Origin of the sequence: Metabacillus crassostreae, from assembly GCF_016908395.1 — a bacterium.
In the GTDB taxonomy this organism is placed as follows: domain Bacteria; phylum Bacillota; class Bacilli; order Bacillales; family Bacillaceae; genus Metabacillus; species Metabacillus crassostreae.
This window is the reverse complement of the sequence record NZ_JAFBDU010000007.1, coordinates 114,784-130,558: the sequence shown is the minus strand read 5'-3', so window position 1 is coordinate 130,558 and position 15,775 is coordinate 114,784. Positions and strand designations below refer to the sequence as shown.

The 15,775-nt window shown below is 35.5% G+C and carries 11 protein-coding genes and 1 other annotated feature (1 of these 12 cut by a window edge); all 11 genes read right to left on the bottom strand.

Annotated elements, in window-relative coordinates; translation table 11 throughout:
- Positions 1 to 165: 165 nt before the first annotated feature.
- Positions 166 to 1,845: an ATP-dependent protease LonB gene (lonB, locus tag JOC75_RS18290; protein ID WP_204955445.1), complete on the bottom strand. Its 1,680-nt coding sequence runs from the start codon at positions 1,843 to 1,845 to the stop codon at positions 166 to 168.
- A 572-nt stretch (positions 1,846 to 2,417) separates the two neighbouring features.
- Positions 2,418 to 3,683 carry an ATP-dependent protease ATP-binding subunit ClpX gene (gene clpX / locus JOC75_RS18285; protein ID WP_146949199.1) on the bottom strand — a complete coding sequence of 422 codons (1,266 nt, stop codon included), beginning with the start codon at positions 3,681 to 3,683 and terminating at the stop codon, positions 2,418 to 2,420.
- 495 nt (positions 3,684 to 4,178) lie between these two features.
- The gene (tig, locus tag JOC75_RS18280; RefSeq protein ID WP_204955444.1) at positions 4,179 to 5,468 is read right to left on the bottom strand and encodes a trigger factor; all 1,290 of its coding nucleotides are present in this window, start codon (positions 5,466 to 5,468) and stop codon (positions 4,179 to 4,181) included.
- A 263-nt stretch (positions 5,469 to 5,731) separates the two neighbouring features.
- The gene (locus tag JOC75_RS18275; RefSeq protein WP_204955443.1) at positions 5,732 to 6,742 is read right to left on the bottom strand and encodes a tetratricopeptide repeat protein; all 1,011 of its coding nucleotides are present in this window, start codon (positions 6,740 to 6,742) and stop codon (positions 5,732 to 5,734) included.
- A 579-nt stretch (positions 6,743 to 7,321) separates the two neighbouring features.
- Positions 7,322 to 7,918 (bottom strand): 3-isopropylmalate dehydratase small subunit, encoded by a 597-nt coding sequence (gene leuD / locus JOC75_RS18270; protein WP_204955442.1) that lies wholly within the window; start codon positions 7,916 to 7,918, stop codon positions 7,322 to 7,324.
- A 129-nt stretch (positions 7,919 to 8,047) separates the two neighbouring features.
- On the bottom strand, positions 8,048 to 9,475 hold the full coding sequence (leuC, locus tag JOC75_RS18265; protein WP_204955523.1) for a 3-isopropylmalate dehydratase large subunit: 1,428 nt from the start codon (positions 9,473 to 9,475) through the stop codon (positions 8,048 to 8,050).
- Positions 9,476 to 9,628: 153 nt separating this feature from the next.
- On the bottom strand, positions 9,629 to 10,741 hold the full coding sequence (leuB, locus tag JOC75_RS18260) for a 3-isopropylmalate dehydrogenase (RefSeq protein WP_204955441.1): 1,113 nt from the start codon (positions 10,739 to 10,741) through the stop codon (positions 9,629 to 9,631).
- A 22-nt stretch (positions 10,742 to 10,763) separates the two neighbouring features.
- The gene (locus tag JOC75_RS18255; RefSeq protein WP_204955440.1) at positions 10,764 to 12,314 is read right to left on the bottom strand and encodes a 2-isopropylmalate synthase; all 1,551 of its coding nucleotides are present in this window, start codon (positions 12,312 to 12,314) and stop codon (positions 10,764 to 10,766) included.
- Positions 12,301 to 13,332, bottom strand: a complete 1,032-nt coding sequence (ilvC, locus tag JOC75_RS18250) for a ketol-acid reductoisomerase (RefSeq protein ID WP_146949208.1) — start codon at positions 13,330 to 13,332, stop codon at positions 12,301 to 12,303. The genes JOC75_RS18255 and ilvC overlap by 14 nt, the downstream gene beginning before the upstream one ends.
- A 100-nt stretch (positions 13,333 to 13,432) precedes the next feature.
- Positions 13,433 to 13,948 carry an acetolactate synthase small subunit gene (gene ilvN / locus JOC75_RS18245; RefSeq protein WP_204955439.1) on the bottom strand — a complete coding sequence of 172 codons (516 nt, stop codon included), beginning with the start codon at positions 13,946 to 13,948 and terminating at the stop codon, positions 13,433 to 13,435.
- The gene (gene ilvB / locus JOC75_RS18240; protein WP_204955438.1) at positions 13,945 to 15,666 is read right to left on the bottom strand and encodes an acetolactate synthase large subunit; all 1,722 of its coding nucleotides are present in this window, start codon (positions 15,664 to 15,666) and stop codon (positions 13,945 to 13,947) included. The genes ilvN and ilvB overlap by 4 nt, the downstream gene beginning before the upstream one ends.
- Before the next feature lie 103 nt (positions 15,667 to 15,769).
- Positions 15,770 to 15,775, bottom strand: a binding site (T-box leader) (it continues 250 nt past the right edge of the window).

Below are 15,775 nucleotides of genomic sequence, written 5' to 3'. Positions count from 1 at the left end.
GCTTTTTACTAAAGAGTTATTGTTTTACCATAAAGAGATGCTTAGCTTAGTGATTAACATAAAAAACAATCTTTAACACCTTATATTACTTTGTTAACTATGAAAAAACCCCAAAAAAAAGACCTACTCGAGTTCTCATACATTACTCGAGTAGGTTTTCTCCTATTATACAGATTCTTGCTGTGGGAAAGCTTGTGATTCCTTTTGGATAATCGTTTCAACCTTTTCGGTTGGTGGATCAACCAGTGCTAAATCAAATACTTCCTGTAAATTAGAAACAGGCACAATATTAATTCCTTGAATTTCCTTTAAAATAGATTGCATATTCTCTTGTGGAATAATAACTGTTTCTACTCCAGCTTTTTTCGCTGCTTTAATTTTAGGAATAACGCCTCCGATAGGCTTTACATTTCCATGGATACTTATTTCTCCAGTCATGGCGACTTTATTATTAATTGCTATGCGATGTATGGCCGAAAAGATTCCTGTTGCCATTGCAATACCTGCTGAGGGCCCATCGATCGGTGTTCCACCTGGAAAATTCACATGGATATCAAAATCGCTCGCATTAATTCCCATTGAGCGCAAAACAGTTATTACATTTTCAATCGAGCCTTTTGCCATACTTTTTCTTCTAATCGACTTTGATCGATCACCGATGCTTTCTTCCTCCACAATACCTGTAATGTTAATCGTACCTTTGTCCTTCTCTGCTGAAATAACCGTTACTTCAATCTCTAATAGCGCCCCTGTATTTGGTCCATGAACAGCTAAACCGTTAACTAAACCTACCTTAGCACTTTCATTTATTTTACGATCATATCTAGGTGTTAATTGACTAGAATTAATAACCCATTCAATATCTTCAACTGTAATGATGCCACGATCCTCAGATAATGCAACACCAGTTGCAATCTGCATTAAGTTAACAACTTCACGACCATTTCGTACATAAGAAGTTAACAAATCAATGCCTTCATCACTTACGTCCATGCTTACTTTACTAGCAGCTTTCTTTGCAATTACCTTTAATTCATCCTGCTCTAATTCTCTAAAAAATACTTCCAAACATCTTGATCGAATTGCAGGTGGGATTTCATTTGGCGTTCGTGTTGTTGCACCAATTAAGCGGAAATCTGCTGGCAATCCATTTTTAAAAATATCATGAATATGTGTTGGTATTTGATTGTTTTCTTCGTTATAGTATGCACTTTCTAGAAAAACTTTTCGATCCTCAAGAACTTTTAAAAGCTTATTCATTTGAATTGGATGAAGTTCTCCAATTTCATCAATAAATAAAACACCACCGTGAGCATGTGTTACTGCACCCTGTTTTGGCTGTGGAATTCCAGCTTGTCCCATAGCACCTGCACCTTGATAAATAGGGTCATGCACTGAGCCAATTAAAGGATCCGCAATTCCTCTTTCATCAAACCTTGCTGTCGTAGCATCTAACTCTACAAATACAGCGTTATTATTAAATGGTGATCGTTTATTTCGTTTTGCTTCCTCTAATACTAGTCTTGCTGCAGCTGTTTTTCCAACTCCTGGTGGTCCATATACAATAACATGCTGTGGATTAGCACTACATAATGCAGCTTGTAGTGAACGAATACCATCTTGTTGTCCAACAATATCATCAAAACTATTTGGTCTAACTTTCTCCGCTAATGGTTCCGTTAGCTTTATAGCCCTCATTTTCCTCAACTGTTCCATCTCTTTTTTAGATTCACGATCAATTGAGACCTTTTGTGACCGTTGATTTTTTAATAGGTTCCAAAAATACATTCCTATAATAATTCCAAAGAACAATTGAATAAACAAAGCAATACTTGTCCAGCTCATTGTCGTCCCTCCTACTAAGATGCTTATTACCACAAAGGTGAAAAATAAATTAAATCTAAATACTTTAAGGCGTTGTAAAAGAATATTGATAATCTTGATACACATATTTCTTCTAGGAATACTTAAAACCTGTTTCTTTTAAGATTCTTGGTTATGTTTTCATTTTGAATTACACTTCCCATAAAAAGTACAAAACAAAAAGGATAATATGAATAACATAAGCCACGTACCTTTACAAACAACAATCTTCCAGATTAGAACCTAGTCAATAGTTCTTCCTAAAAAATATAAATCAGATAAAAATTGTTATGTAGTTAGGGGAATTACCCTAATAGTTAACAAAAGACAAGCTACTGCTTGTCATTCTTAATTCTTAAGCAACACTATTTTTTAACTATTTTAGAAGCGGTTATTTATAGCTAGTATCTCCTAGCAATGGAAGGATTAAACATCATTTATAGATTCTATTGAAGAATTTCCTATGTTTATGATTCAGGTAATACTGCATTATGGAAATCAAAAAAGGGATGAAAGCTGTTTACAGCTTTCATCCCTTTTTAATAAGTATTCAATTAAGCAGAAGTCTTTTTATCTTCTTGAATAACAGTTCCGTCTTTTAAGACAAGTTTAGGTGGCATTTCACCTTTTACTGCTTCATCCGTAATAATTGTTTTAACAATATCATCTCTTGATGGTAAGTCAAACATCATATCTAACATAATTCCTTCAATTATCGAACGAAGTCCACGAGCGCCTGTTTTTCTTTCAATTGCTTTTTTCGCAATTTCTAACAGTGCACCATCTTCAAACTCAAGTTCCACTCCATCTAAATCAAGCATTTTCTGATATTGCTTAACTAATGCATTTTTTGGCTTAGTTAAAATCTCTACTAAAGCCTCTTCATCAAGTGGCTCCAAGCTTGCAATAACAGGTAAACGTCCAATAAATTCAGGAATTAAACCGAATTTAAGTAAATCTTCCGGTAATACCTGTGAAAGAAGTGCTTTTTTGTCTAGATCAGCATTTTTATTATCAGATCCAAAGCCAATTACCTTTCTGCCTAAACGACGCTTGATGATTTGTTCAATACCATCGAATGCCCCACCACATATAAACAAAATGTTCGTTGTATCAATTTGGATAAATTCTTGATGTGGATGTTTTCTTCCGCCCTGAGGTGGAACACTTGCCACAGTACCTTCAAGAATTTTCAATAAAGCTTGCTGAACTCCCTCACCTGAAACGTCACGTGTAATTGATGGATTTTCAGACTTTCGAGCAACTTTATCAATTTCATCAATATAAATAATACCTTTTTCAGCTTTTTCAACATCATAATCTGCAGCTTGGATAAGCTTTAGTAAGATATTTTCAACATCTTCCCCAACATAACCAGCTTCAGTTAATGACGTAGCATCAGCAATTGCAAATGGTACATTAAGTATACGAGCTAATGTTTGTGCAAGTAGAGTTTTACCACTACCAGTTGGACCAATCATTGAGATATTACTTTTTGATAATTCAACATCGTCAATTTTGCTATTGGAGTTAATTCTTTTATAATGATTGTAAACAGCCACTGCCAATGATTTTTTCGCATTATCCTGACCAATTACATACTCATCAAGAATATCATTAATTTCTTTTGGTTTTGGTACATCCTTAAATTCTACTTCTTCTTCAGTACCAAGTTCTTCTTCTACGATCTCTGTGCAGAGTTCGATACACTCATCACATATATATACTCCAGGTCCTGCAACTAATTTACGAACCTGATCTTGAGTTTTACCACAAAACGAACATTTTAGTTGTCCTTTTTCGTCGTTAAATTTAAACATTGTTTCACCCCTTATATCTTTATCTCAATCAATCCGAGCTACCCAAATCTCTCCATGTAGGTAGTAGTTCCTCAAACAGAAATTGTAAAACAGGTATGTATTGCATTTTACCATAAGTAGAGCAATGAGAGGTAGTGATACTACTTTTGTCACCTGAAAAAGGTTACAAAGATGAAGATTGACAAATATAAACAAGCCTCAACTACCCTATCCTGCAAGTGTTCATGATTTTTTTAGTAAGAATGGTGGTGCATGTTATCTTATTTTATGTATGTAATGGCTTTCTTATATCATTCCCAAAGGAATATATTTAAAACATGATTATTTAAAACATGATTATTAAAAGTGGTCTAATTATACGTAAACTTAAATCTCATACTATGTAAATAATAAAACTTCAAACTTTACGAATTAGCTATATGTAACTGAACTATTAACAGCCCTTATTTGTACAAAACAAGGCACGATCTACTCGCGCCTTGTTCTATAATTATATTATGCAACAACTTTGCTATTTTCAACAAGGAAATCAATTGCTTTACGAACTTTTAGATCTTCCTTAAGTCCATCAGCTGATCCACCTAATGCTTGTTTAACGTTCTCAACAGGCATGTTATACATCTCAGCCATTTTAGCGATTTCTGCTTCTACATCTTCATCAGAAACTTCAATGTTTTCTGCTTTTACAATCGCTTCAAGTGTTAAGTTATATTTAACGCGTTTTTCAGCGTCATCTTTCATTTGTGCTTTTAGTGCTTCTTCATCTTGTCCAGAGAACTGGAAGTAAAGCTCTAAATTCATACCTTGCATTTGAAGACGTTGTTCAAATTCCTGCATCATTCTTGAAATTTCATTTTCAATCAATGCATTTGGAATGTCAACTTCAACACTTGCAGCAGCTTTTTCTACTAATGTATCACGTAAGTGGTTTTCAGCTTCTGTCTTTTTCGCTTCTTCAAGGCGAGTTCTTGTTTGAGCTTTAAGTTCATCAAGAGTTTCAACTTCTTCGTTAACATCTTTAGCAAATTCATCATCTAAAGCTGGAAGCTCTTTTGTTTTAATTTCATGAATTTTCACTTTAAATACTGCTGGCTTTCCTGCAAGATTCTCTGCATGGTACTCTTCTGGGAATGTTACTTCTACATCCTTCTCAGCGCCTGCTTCTAAACCAATAAGCTGTTCTTCAAAACCTGGGATAAATGATCCTGATCCAATTTCTAACGAGTAGTTTTCAGCAGCTCCACCTTCGAATGCTTCACCATCAACATATCCGTCAAAATCGATAACAGTTGTATCACCATTCTCAATTGAACCTTCTTCTTTAACAACTAACTCTGCATTACGCTCTTGAAGTTGCTTTAATTCATTTTCAATATCTTCATCTGTTACAGTATCGTCAAGTTTTTCAACTTCTAGACCTTTGTATTCACCTAATTTAACTTCAGGTTTAACTGTAACCTTTGCAGTGAAGATTAAGCTTTTGCCTTTTTCGATTTGTTCAACATCGATTTCAGGACGATCAACAGGATCGATTCCAGCTTCGTCAACTGCATTTGGATATGCTTTTGGTAAGATAATATCTAAAGCATCTTGATATAATGATTCAACACCAAAGCGTTGCTCGAACATGCCACGTGGGATTTTGCCTTTACGGAATCCTGGAATAGATACTTGTTTTACTACTTTTTTGAATGCTTCGTCAAGTGCTTGTGTGAAGTCCTCTGCAGATACTTCAACCGTAAGAACGCCTTCGTTCCCCTCAAGTTTTTCAAATTTTACTGACATATGTTGTTCCCTCCAAAGATCTATTATGATGTGCGAATAAGTGATAGGTAATTTTTGGCTGCTTGTCCAGTTTGAACAAACTGCCTAGATCATATACCTGTTTTTATGTACGGTAAACAATAACCGGATACTAACCATGCTCAGGATTTCGTAATAAAAAAGAAGGCCTATTTTGCCCACGATAAAAAAGACCTAATATACGATGATCACTATTTTGCAACCATTTAATTATAACATAGAATATATACCTTTCAACATTTAGCTTATATTTGCATATAAGAAATTTCTTCTATTTGATATATTTTTTGACAGGCTTCCTCTAGATGAGAAATTGATTTATCATACAATTGCTCTATTTCTTCTATTTCTAACCCAATTCCATGCATTTCATAGCCAACAATTTGTAAAGCCGCTGCCCATAGCTTCTCTTCAGTTGGTTTTGGTAAAAATGGATATAGTACATATAAATGTCTGATCCAGATTTCTTTTACAGCTTCATAAAGAGTAGGATTTTCTATTCCTAGTGTATCGTCTAATATATTTAATACCTTTTTTGTGAAAAGATGATCTGAAATATCATTCAGCTCTGAAGGTATTATACTTATTGATTCACCAAACTTTGTTACTGTTACTTCTTTGCTTATCTCATTTTCAATCATCAAATGCAAAATCATTGTCTTAACCATAGGGTGAGTCATAGGATTTTCCAACAGTACCTTTAGTGAGGAAAAATGCTTACTAATATTTCGATCTCTTAAAGACTCAACATAAGACATTTGCTTTGAGACATCTTCAAGGATATCTTCTATGTACATCGTAGGTTCTTGGGTCTCTTCTAGATCCTCAACGATATCATCCTGATTTTGTGTCATTTTTCTGCTAAACTCTAATAATTTATAGAAATGTTCAGCACTTTCTGCAGGCAGGGTATTTTCTTCTAAAACAGCCTCTATTGTTGCTTGTACTTCTTGATACTCTCTTAATTGAATCAAGATTGTTAAATAAATTTGTAGAACAGTGAAATAATGCCCTATATCTTCTTGAAGCATTTTTTTACAAACATCTTTTGCTTCATTTAACTCACCAAGCTCCATCAAGCAAATGGCCATTCCTAAATAAATTTCTGCCTTATCCTCATTTAATGCTTTTGCTTCTGAAAACATTCCAAGTGCTTCAGTGTATTTCTTTTCCTTTAAAAGTGCCATTCCTTTATCCAAAAATTTCTCTTTTAAATTCGGAAAAGGGATAACATTTGATCGTTTATCTTCCTTCATATGTGGTCAACTCCAGCAACCTTTGTATGCATACAAGTGTAACAATCCAAGTCTTGGAAAACAAGCGCAAGTTCAAACAGTGAAATTGATTTAATTTTTATAACGGTTAACTAAACATATTTTTATGAAACAAAGTCAGCTTAATGATGCTTATTATGAAATTGTTGATTGAAGTTAACAGGCTTACATAGAGTCTACCGAGCCTAGTATAAAAAATACATTTTTACTAGTAGGTATTTCTTTCTGAAATGAGTTTTTGTGTTAATTTATTTTCTTAATAATTATATTTTGTTGTTTATTTCATTACATGCATTTGATTTTCACAAAGTATCTTAAAAGAATTTATTGTAGTTGGATACATTATAGTGGAATGGAGCGGAAGACACTTGACTCCTGCGGGTTTAGAGGAGAGGGTGAGATGCCACACGAAGCCGAGGAGACAAAGCTTCCTCCCCGGCGAATCTTGTGTCTGGAGAGAAATGGAACGAACTTGTTAATAGTCACAAACAAAAAATTGAGCTTCATTTTAAAGAGAAGCTCAACAATTATTGAATATATTTTATTAAATTAACTTTACGCTCATAGAAATGTTGCTTTTCTAGTATCTTCATATTTCGTGATATTTTCACCATAATTTAACGTTAAATCTATTTCATCTTTACCATATAAAAGCATATCTTTCCAATAAGGATCAACAGAAAAATCTTGTGATAATCCATCATTATCTAAAATCTTTTGCTTCTGTAAATCAATTTTCAATTCATAGCCTTCAACATAGGATCTCTGACGTATTAAATCTAAAACAGATTGATCTAATGCTATAGGTAATATTCCGTTTTTTAAACAGTTTTGATGAAAGATATCAGCATAAGAAGGTGCTAAAATCACTTGGAATCCATAATCTGATAGAGCCCATGGTGCATGCTCACGAGATGATCCACAGCCAAAGTTCTCACCAGCAAGAAGAACGGAGGCCCCTTTACTTTGCTCTTGATTTAATTCAAAATCTGGATTTTCACTTCCATCTGGAAGGTATCTCCAATCAAAAAAAGCAAATCTACCATATCCTGTTTTCTCTATTCTCTTTAAGAATTGCTTAGGAATGATTTGATCAGTGTCAACATTTGCACGATTTAATACAGCTACTTTCCCTGTATGTGTTGTAAAAGGTTTCATATTTCCCCTCCTAAAGTTACTCATTCATAATATTGCTTTTAATTAAGGTTTTCTTCCGAACATCTTTTCGTGATAGATTAGTACTTTTATTCTCTGAAAACACTGTTTATCACCCTAATAGAGCCTATATTAAAAGGACATTGCACCTTCCTTGATATGACGAACATCTACAAATCTACCATGTAGAGCAGCTGCTGCTGCCATTGCCGGACTAACTAAATGAGTTCTAGCACCTTTACCTTGTCTTCCCTCGAAGTTTCGGTTAGATGTTGAAGCACAACGTTCTCCGTCTGGTACAACATCATTATTCATACTTAAGCACATACTACAGCCTGATTCTCTCCATTCAAAGCCAGCTTCTTTAAAGATCACATCAAGACCTTCTGCTTCTGCTACCTTTTTAACCTTTTGTGATCCTGGAACAACCATCGCACGAACATTTGAAGGAACTTTTAATCCTTTTAGACTTGTAATCACTTCTGCCGCTTGTCTTAAGTCTGTTATACGTGAATTTGTACAAGATCCTATAAATACATGCTCAACTGTAATTTTTTCAATTTGAGTATTAGGCTCAAGTCCCATATAGCTGTATGCACGCTTAGCTTCATCAACTTCTTCTTCATTAGTAAAGCTAGCAAGATCTGGTGTTTTCTCATCAACACCAACTGACATTCCAGGATTAGTTCCCCAAGTTACCATTGGTGGAATATCTTCACCATTTAATGTAATAACTTCATCATACTCTGCACCTTCATCAGTCTTCAGCGTTTGCCAATACTCTACTGCTTTATCAAACTCTTCACCTTTTGGTGCATATTTTCGACCCTTAATATAAGAATATGTTGTTTCGTCAGGTGCGATTAATCCAGCTCTAGCTCCTGCTTCAATTGACATATTACAAATAGTCATACGCTCATCCATTGAAAGATTCTCGATAACTTCACCCGTATACTCAATAATAAACCCTGTTCCAAAGCGAACACCATATTTTCCAATAACAGCTAAAATAACATCCTTTGCAGTAACTCCTTTTTGAAGTTTACCAGGCACATGAATATTAAGTGTTTTTGGACGCTGTCTCCATAATGTCTGCGTTGCTAAAACATGTTCTACTTCACTCGTTCCGATACCAAAAGCAATTGAGCCGAATGCTCCATGTGTAGATGTATGACTATCACCACAAACAATTGTTTTTCCAGGTAGTGTTAATCCAAGCTCCGGCCCAATAACATGAACAATTCCTTGATCTTCACTTGTTAAGTCTGCTAAGCGAATACCAAATTCTTTACAGTTTCGTTCTAATGCACTAATTTGATTTTTCGCAACCTCGTCATTTATAACAAAACGATTAACAGTTGGAACATTATGATCCATTGTTGCAAAAGTTCGATCTGGTCTTCTCACTTGACGATTCTTTTCACGTAATCCTTCAAATGCTTGTGGTGATGTAACTTCATGGATTAAATGTAAATCTATATAAATAAGATCTGGTTTACCCTGTTCTTGTTGAACAATATGCTCATCATAAATTTTTTCAATTATTGTTCTCGGTTTCACGGTCATGGTCTTCAAACCCCCTCTTTGATTGAAAAATGAGGGGCTGACGAAGTAAGTGTCAGGCCCCTCATACAAAATAGGTTTTATAAAAACACTATATTACTTACATTCGTTTCAATAATAGAAAACTATCCTTCTTATTGGTTCTAAGGTTTACGAATAAGCTTCCATAATGTTTAAAATAGCATGGTCATCTGCAAGTGCATTTTTGATTTCCTCAGCCATTTGTTGTGTTGAGGCAGCTTTATTACCTTGAGCAAGATCTGCTGTACGAGTCCCAGAGTTCAGAACATTATCAACAGCTTTCTCAATTGCTTTTGCTTCTTCCTCTAAACCAAACGATTGGCGAAGCATCATTGCTGCTGACAGAATAGTCGCTACAGGATTTGCTATATTTTTCCCAGCAATATCAGGAGCAGAACCATGAATTGGTTCATATAAATGTAGTCCTGTTGAAGAAAGACTTGCAGATGCTAACATTCCAAGTGATCCAGTAATCATCGACGCCTCATCACTTAATATATCCCCGAACATATTTTCAGTGACAATAACATCAAACTGCTTTGGCGAACGAATTAGTTGCATTGCTGCATTATCCACTAGCATATGTTCAAGTGTAACATCAGGATAGCGTTTTGCTACCTCCTCAGCTACTTCTCTCCAAACACGACTAGATTCTAATACATTTGCTTTATCAACTGATGTAATATGTTTTCGTCGTCGTTTTGATGCAATTTCAAATGCTGATTCAATAATTCTCTCAATCTCAGAGCGTTTATAAAGAAGTGTATCAACAACAGCTTCCTGACCTTCATACGTTATACGTTCACTTGGTTTACCGAAATACAACCCACCTGTTAGTTCGCGTACGATAACAAAGTCTACTCCATTAACATACTCCTTCTTTAAAGGGGAAGAATCTAGTAAGCTATCGAACGTAGTAATCGGGCGAAGATTCGCAAACAAATCAAGCTCTTTTCGGAGCGCTAATAGTCCACGTTCTGGACGAAGCTCCATTGGGTTTTGATCCCATTTGGGTCCACCAACAGCACCTAGAATAATTGCATCCGCCTGCTTGCAAATAGCAATTGTTTCTTCTGGCAATGGATTTCCCTTTTGATCAATTGCATCTCCACCGATAAGTCCATAATCAAACTGAAATTGATGGTGAAAGTGTTCTGCTACTGTTTTTAATACTTCAACTGTTACATCCACTACCTCTTTGCCTATTCCATCACCCGGTAATAATGCAATTCTTTTCTTCATGTTCTAACCCCCTCCGAGTAATTTATTTTAGTAGACTTGCTTCTAATAATTCATTTGGCATTTCAGAAAGCAATGAAATACGGTTAACTGCATTGATATAAGCTTTAGCTGATGCTTCTAAAACATCTTGTGCCATACCTCTACCACTTGCTTCATGTTCACCAATTTGCATTTTTACATATACTTGTGCAAGAGCATCTCTACCACCACTGTTGGATTGGATACGATAATCAACTAGGTTAATTGTTTGACCGATACAACGTTCTAGTGTGTTATAGATTGCCTCAACACTTCCTGCTCCTGTTGCAGCTTCCTGGATTATTACATTATCTGCATTTGTTAACGTAATAGTTGCAGTTGGAATCTGTGCTGTACCGTATTGAACTTGTAATGACTTCAATTCGTATGCAGCTTCTTTATTTGACACTTTTTCTTCAATTAACAGTGCTTTTAAATCATCATCAGAAATTTCTTTTTTCTTTTCTGTTAATTCTTTAAATGCAACGAATAACTTATTCACTTCTTCATCAGAAATCTCATAACCTAATTCTTGTAATCTATTTTTAAATGCATGACGTCCGGAATGTTTCCCAAGAACCATAGAATTTGTAGATACACCAACAAGATCTGGTGAAATGATTTCGTATGTTGTTTTCTCTTTTAATACACCATCCTGATGGATTCCCGATTCATGAGCAAAGGCATTTTTACCAACCACTGCCTTGTTTCCAGGAACAGCCATTCCAGTTAAACTACTAATCAGATCACTCGAGCGTTTTGTTTCTTTCAAATATAAACCAGTTTTAGCTTTATAGTAATCGCTTCTAATATGAAGTGCTACTGCCACTTCTTCTAAGGCTGCATTACCTGCTCTTTCACCAATTCCATTGATTGTTCCTTCGATTTGACCAGCACCATGCTCAATCGCTGATAAAGAATTAGCAACTGCCATGCCTAAATCATCATGACAGTGTGCTGATAGAATAATATTTTCGATTCCTTTTACATTCTCACGAAGATATGTGAAAATTTCACCATATTCCTTAGGCGTAATGTATCCTACTGTATCAGGAATATTAATAACGTGTGCACCTGCTGCAATTACCTGTTCAACAATCTCAGCTAGGTAAGGTAATTCAGTTCGACAAGCATCCTCCGCTGACCATTGAATGATTGGGAAAAATTGAGCAGCATATTTAACAGATTCAACTGCTGTCGAAATAACCTGTTCCTTTGTTTTCTTCAACTTAAACTCTCTGTGAATTGGAGAAGTTGCTAGGAACACATGAAGTCTAGGTTCTTCTGCATATTTTAATGCTTCCCACGCTGCATCAATATCTCCTTTAACTGAGCGAGCAAGACCAGTTACAGAACTATTTTTTACAGTTTTCGCGATCTCTTGAACTGCTAATAAATCACCTTTTGAAGTAGCAGGAAATCCTGCTTCAATAACGTCCATTCCGAGTTTTTCTAGTTGTTTCGCAATCTCAAGTTTTTCCTTTACATTAAGGTTTACACCAGGAGATTGCTCACCATCACGGAGCGTTGTATCAAATAGGTTAATTTTTCGCACTCACACTCACCGCTTCTTTCTGTTTTTGGTTTGATTTTACAAATGGCATCATTGCACGTAATTTTTTCCCAACTACTTCAATTTGATGTTCATTTTCATTGTTATTGATTGCATTGAATTGAGGACGATTTGCTTGGTTTTCTAAGATCCAATCTTTAGCAAATTTACCATTTTGAATATCTTTTAATACTTCTTTCATTGCTTCTTTAGAACGTCCGTCTACAACTCTTGGTCCTGAAACAAAGTCACCCCATTGTGCTGTATCAGAAATTGAATATCTCATTCCTGCCATACCATCTTCATACATTAAATCAACGATTAATTTTAATTCATGTAAACACTCGAAATAAGCAACTTCTGGTTGGTATCCAGCTTCTACTAATGTTTCGAAACCTGCTTTTACTAATGAAGTTAAACCACCACAAAGTACTGCTTGCTCACCGAATAAATCAGTTTCTGTTTCTTCTTTAAATGTAGTTTCAAGAACACCCGCACGAGCTGAGCCTACACCTTTCGCGTATGCTAATGCTTTTTCTTTTGCAGTACCAGTAACATCTTGGTAGATTGCGAATAATGCAGGAACTCCAGCACCTTGCTCATATGTTCTTCTTACTAAATGTCCTGGACCTTTTGGAGCTACTAGGAATACATCAACATCAGCTGGTGGTACGATTTGGCTGAAATGTACATTGAAGCCATGAGCAAATACTAATGAATTACCAGCTTCTAATCCAGGCTTAATTTCTGCTTCATATACCTTTGCTTGTTGCTCATCTGGAAGTAATACCATTACTAAATCGCCAAGCTCTGCTGCTTCAGCAACTGTTACAACATGATGACCATCTTCAACTGCTTTATTAAAAGAACCGCCTTGACGTACACCTACTACTACGTCTACTCCACTTTCTTTTAAATTTAATGCATGTGCATGACCTTGTGAACCATAACCAATGATTGCTACTTTTTTCCCTTGTAATGCTGCTTCGTTTACGTCTCCGTTATAATATACTGTTGTCATGTATAATCTCTCCCTTAATATGATTTATAATTTTTATAATAGATCTATTGCTTTATATGAATCTTTAAACCTGGTTTTCAGGCAAGATTACTAACTTGATTTAGACGATTGAAATCGGCACTTCTTTTGTTGTTCTTTGAGTTCCACGAGTAAAAGCAGTTGTACCAGTTCTAGCAATTTCTTTTATGCCATAAGGCTTTAATAAATCAATTAGAACTTCAATTTTTTCAGGCTCTCCTGTCACTTGAACAACTACACTTTCACGACTAACATCAATGACTGACGCTCTAAATGGTTGAATAAGACCTTGAAGCTCCATCCTTGTAGCAGCTGTTGACATTACTTTTATTAAAGCAAGCTCTCTTGAAACAATTGATTGTGAAGTAATATCTGTAACCTTTAAGACATCAATTTGTTTATTAAGCTGTTTTGTAATTTGTTCAACTTCTTTTTCCTCTGAAGCATTTACCACAACTGTCATTCTAGAAACGCCTTCTGTTTCAGCATGACCAACTGTGATGCTTTCAATATTGTAATGCCTTTTTGTAAATAAACCTGTAATTCTATTTAAAACACCAGTTTGGTTTAAAACTGTTAAAGAGAGAATTCTTTTCATAATTTCACACCTACCATTTCATGTAACCCTTTGCCAGAAGCAACCATTGGATAGACGTTTTCATTCTTAGCAACATGAATATCTAGTAATACTGGTTCATTAGAAGTAATGGCTTGCTTTAACTTTTCTTCCCAGCCTTCACTATTTTCAATACGAACACCAGTTATACCGTAAGCTTCTGAAATTTTTACGAAGTCAGGTTGTGTAACAAACTTTGAATGAGAGTATCGTTCTTCGTAAAATAACTCCTGCCATTGTCTTACCATACCTAGTGCACCGTTATTTAAGATAACAATTTTAATAGGTAGATTTAATTCATGAATTACTGATAATTCCTGCAAAGTCATTTGGAATCCACCATCACCTAAAATAGCAACAACTGGTGTTTCTCTATCTGCTAGTTGTGCACCAATTGCTGATGGTAAGCCGAATCCCATTGTTCCTAAACCACCAGATGTAACCCATTTGTTAGGATTATTAAAATTGTAATATTGTGCAGCCCACATTTGGTGTTGCCCTACATCGGTAGTAACAATTGCTTCACCATTCGTCCATTTATGAATAAGCTCTAAAATATATTGAGGCTTTAATTCTGTATCACTTTCTTTATAAACTAATGGAAATTCCTTTTTATTAGATGAAACAAGTTCATTCCATTCTTCATTATCACCTTGTTTGCCATCCTGCTTTATTAGTTGCTCTAAAGCAAGCTTTGCGTCACCTACAATTGGGATTGCCGTCGGTACATTTTTCCCAATTTCAGCAGGATCGATATCAATATGAGCGATCGTTGCTTTTTTGGCAAAATGCTCTAAATTACCTGTTACACGATCATCGAACCTTGCACCAACACTAATTAATAAGTCGCAGTCATAAAGTGCCATATTTGCTGAGTACGTTCCATGCATACCAGCCATTCCTAAAAACAATGGATGATCAGATGGAAAGCCTCCTAATCCAAGAAGTGTATTAGCAACTGGGATTTGCTGTTGCTCTGCAAATTTTGTTAGCTCTTTAGATGCATCAGCATGTAATACACCTGCACCAGCTAAAATAACCGGCTTTTTCGCTCTACTTACTGCTTCTACTAATTTGCGAATTTGTAAATAATTCGGTTCGCTATTTGGTTGATAGCCTGGTAGATTAACAGGCATATCATAACTAAATTCACCTTCAAATATTGCAATGTCTTTTGGAATATCTATTAAGACAGGACCTGGTCTGCCTGTAGTCGCAATATGAAATGCTTCTTTTATAATTCTAGGAAGTTCACTTACTTCACGAACTTGGTAGTTATGTTTTGTGATAGGAGTTGTAATCCCTAAAATGTCAGCTTCTTGGAAAGCATCTGACCCAATTACAGATGTTGCAACTTGACCTGTAAAAACAACCAATGGTAAGGAATCAATCATTGCATCTGTTAAGCCAGTTACTAAATTTGTTGCACCTGGTCCACTTGTTGCGATAACAACACCTGGCTTTCCAGAAACACGTGCATATCCTTCAGCAGCATGTATACTTCCTTGTTCATGTCGGGATAATACGTGAAACACACCTGAATCATAAAGACTATTATAGATAGGTAATACAGCACCACCAGGATATCCGAAAATTACCTCTACCTTTTCCTGCTTAAGTGCTTCAATTAACATCAAAGATCCCGACATTGTGTTTGTACATTTGGCAGCTGAGTTATTCAACTGTACATTTGTACCCATTTTCTTTCCTCCCTTAGCAGGCTCTTAGCCTTTGTTTTTTTGATATAAACTGCATATAAAAAACCTTCCCACCCCTCATAAGACTCCACATTATTTTGTGTGCCAAAGG

What these genes read in the sequence shown, in the direction of transcription:
- clpX (WP_146949199.1), bottom strand. Translation starts at nt 3,683, where the DNA reads ATGTTTAAATTTAACGACGAAAAAGGACAACTAAAATGTTCGTTTTGT.
- tig (WP_204955444.1), bottom strand. Translation starts at nt 5,468, where the DNA reads ATGTCAGTAAAATTTGAAAAACTTGAGGGGAACGAAGGCGTTCTTACG.
- lonB (WP_204955445.1), bottom strand. Translation starts at nt 1,845, where the DNA reads ATGAGCTGGACAAGTATTGCTTTGTTTATTCAATTGTTCTTTGGAATT.
- ilvB (WP_204955438.1), bottom strand. Translation starts at nt 15,666, where the DNA reads ATGGGTACAAATGTACAGTTGAATAACTCAGCTGCCAAATGTACAAAC.
- leuB (WP_204955441.1), bottom strand. Translation starts at nt 10,741, where the DNA reads ATGAAGAAAAGAATTGCATTATTACCGGGTGATGGAATAGGCAAAGAG.
- leuD (WP_204955442.1), bottom strand. Translation starts at nt 7,918, where the DNA reads ATGAAACCTTTTACAACACATACAGGGAAAGTAGCTGTATTAAATCGT.
- ilvN (WP_204955439.1), bottom strand. Translation starts at nt 13,948, where the DNA reads ATGAAAAGAATTCTCTCTTTAACAGTTTTAAACCAAACTGGTGTTTTA.
- JOC75_RS18275 (WP_204955443.1), bottom strand. Translation starts at nt 6,742, where the DNA reads ATGAAGGAAGATAAACGATCAAATGTTATCCCTTTTCCGAATTTAAAA.
- ilvC (WP_146949208.1), bottom strand. Translation starts at nt 13,332, where the DNA reads ATGACAACAGTATATTATAACGGAGACGTAAACGAAGCAGCATTACAA.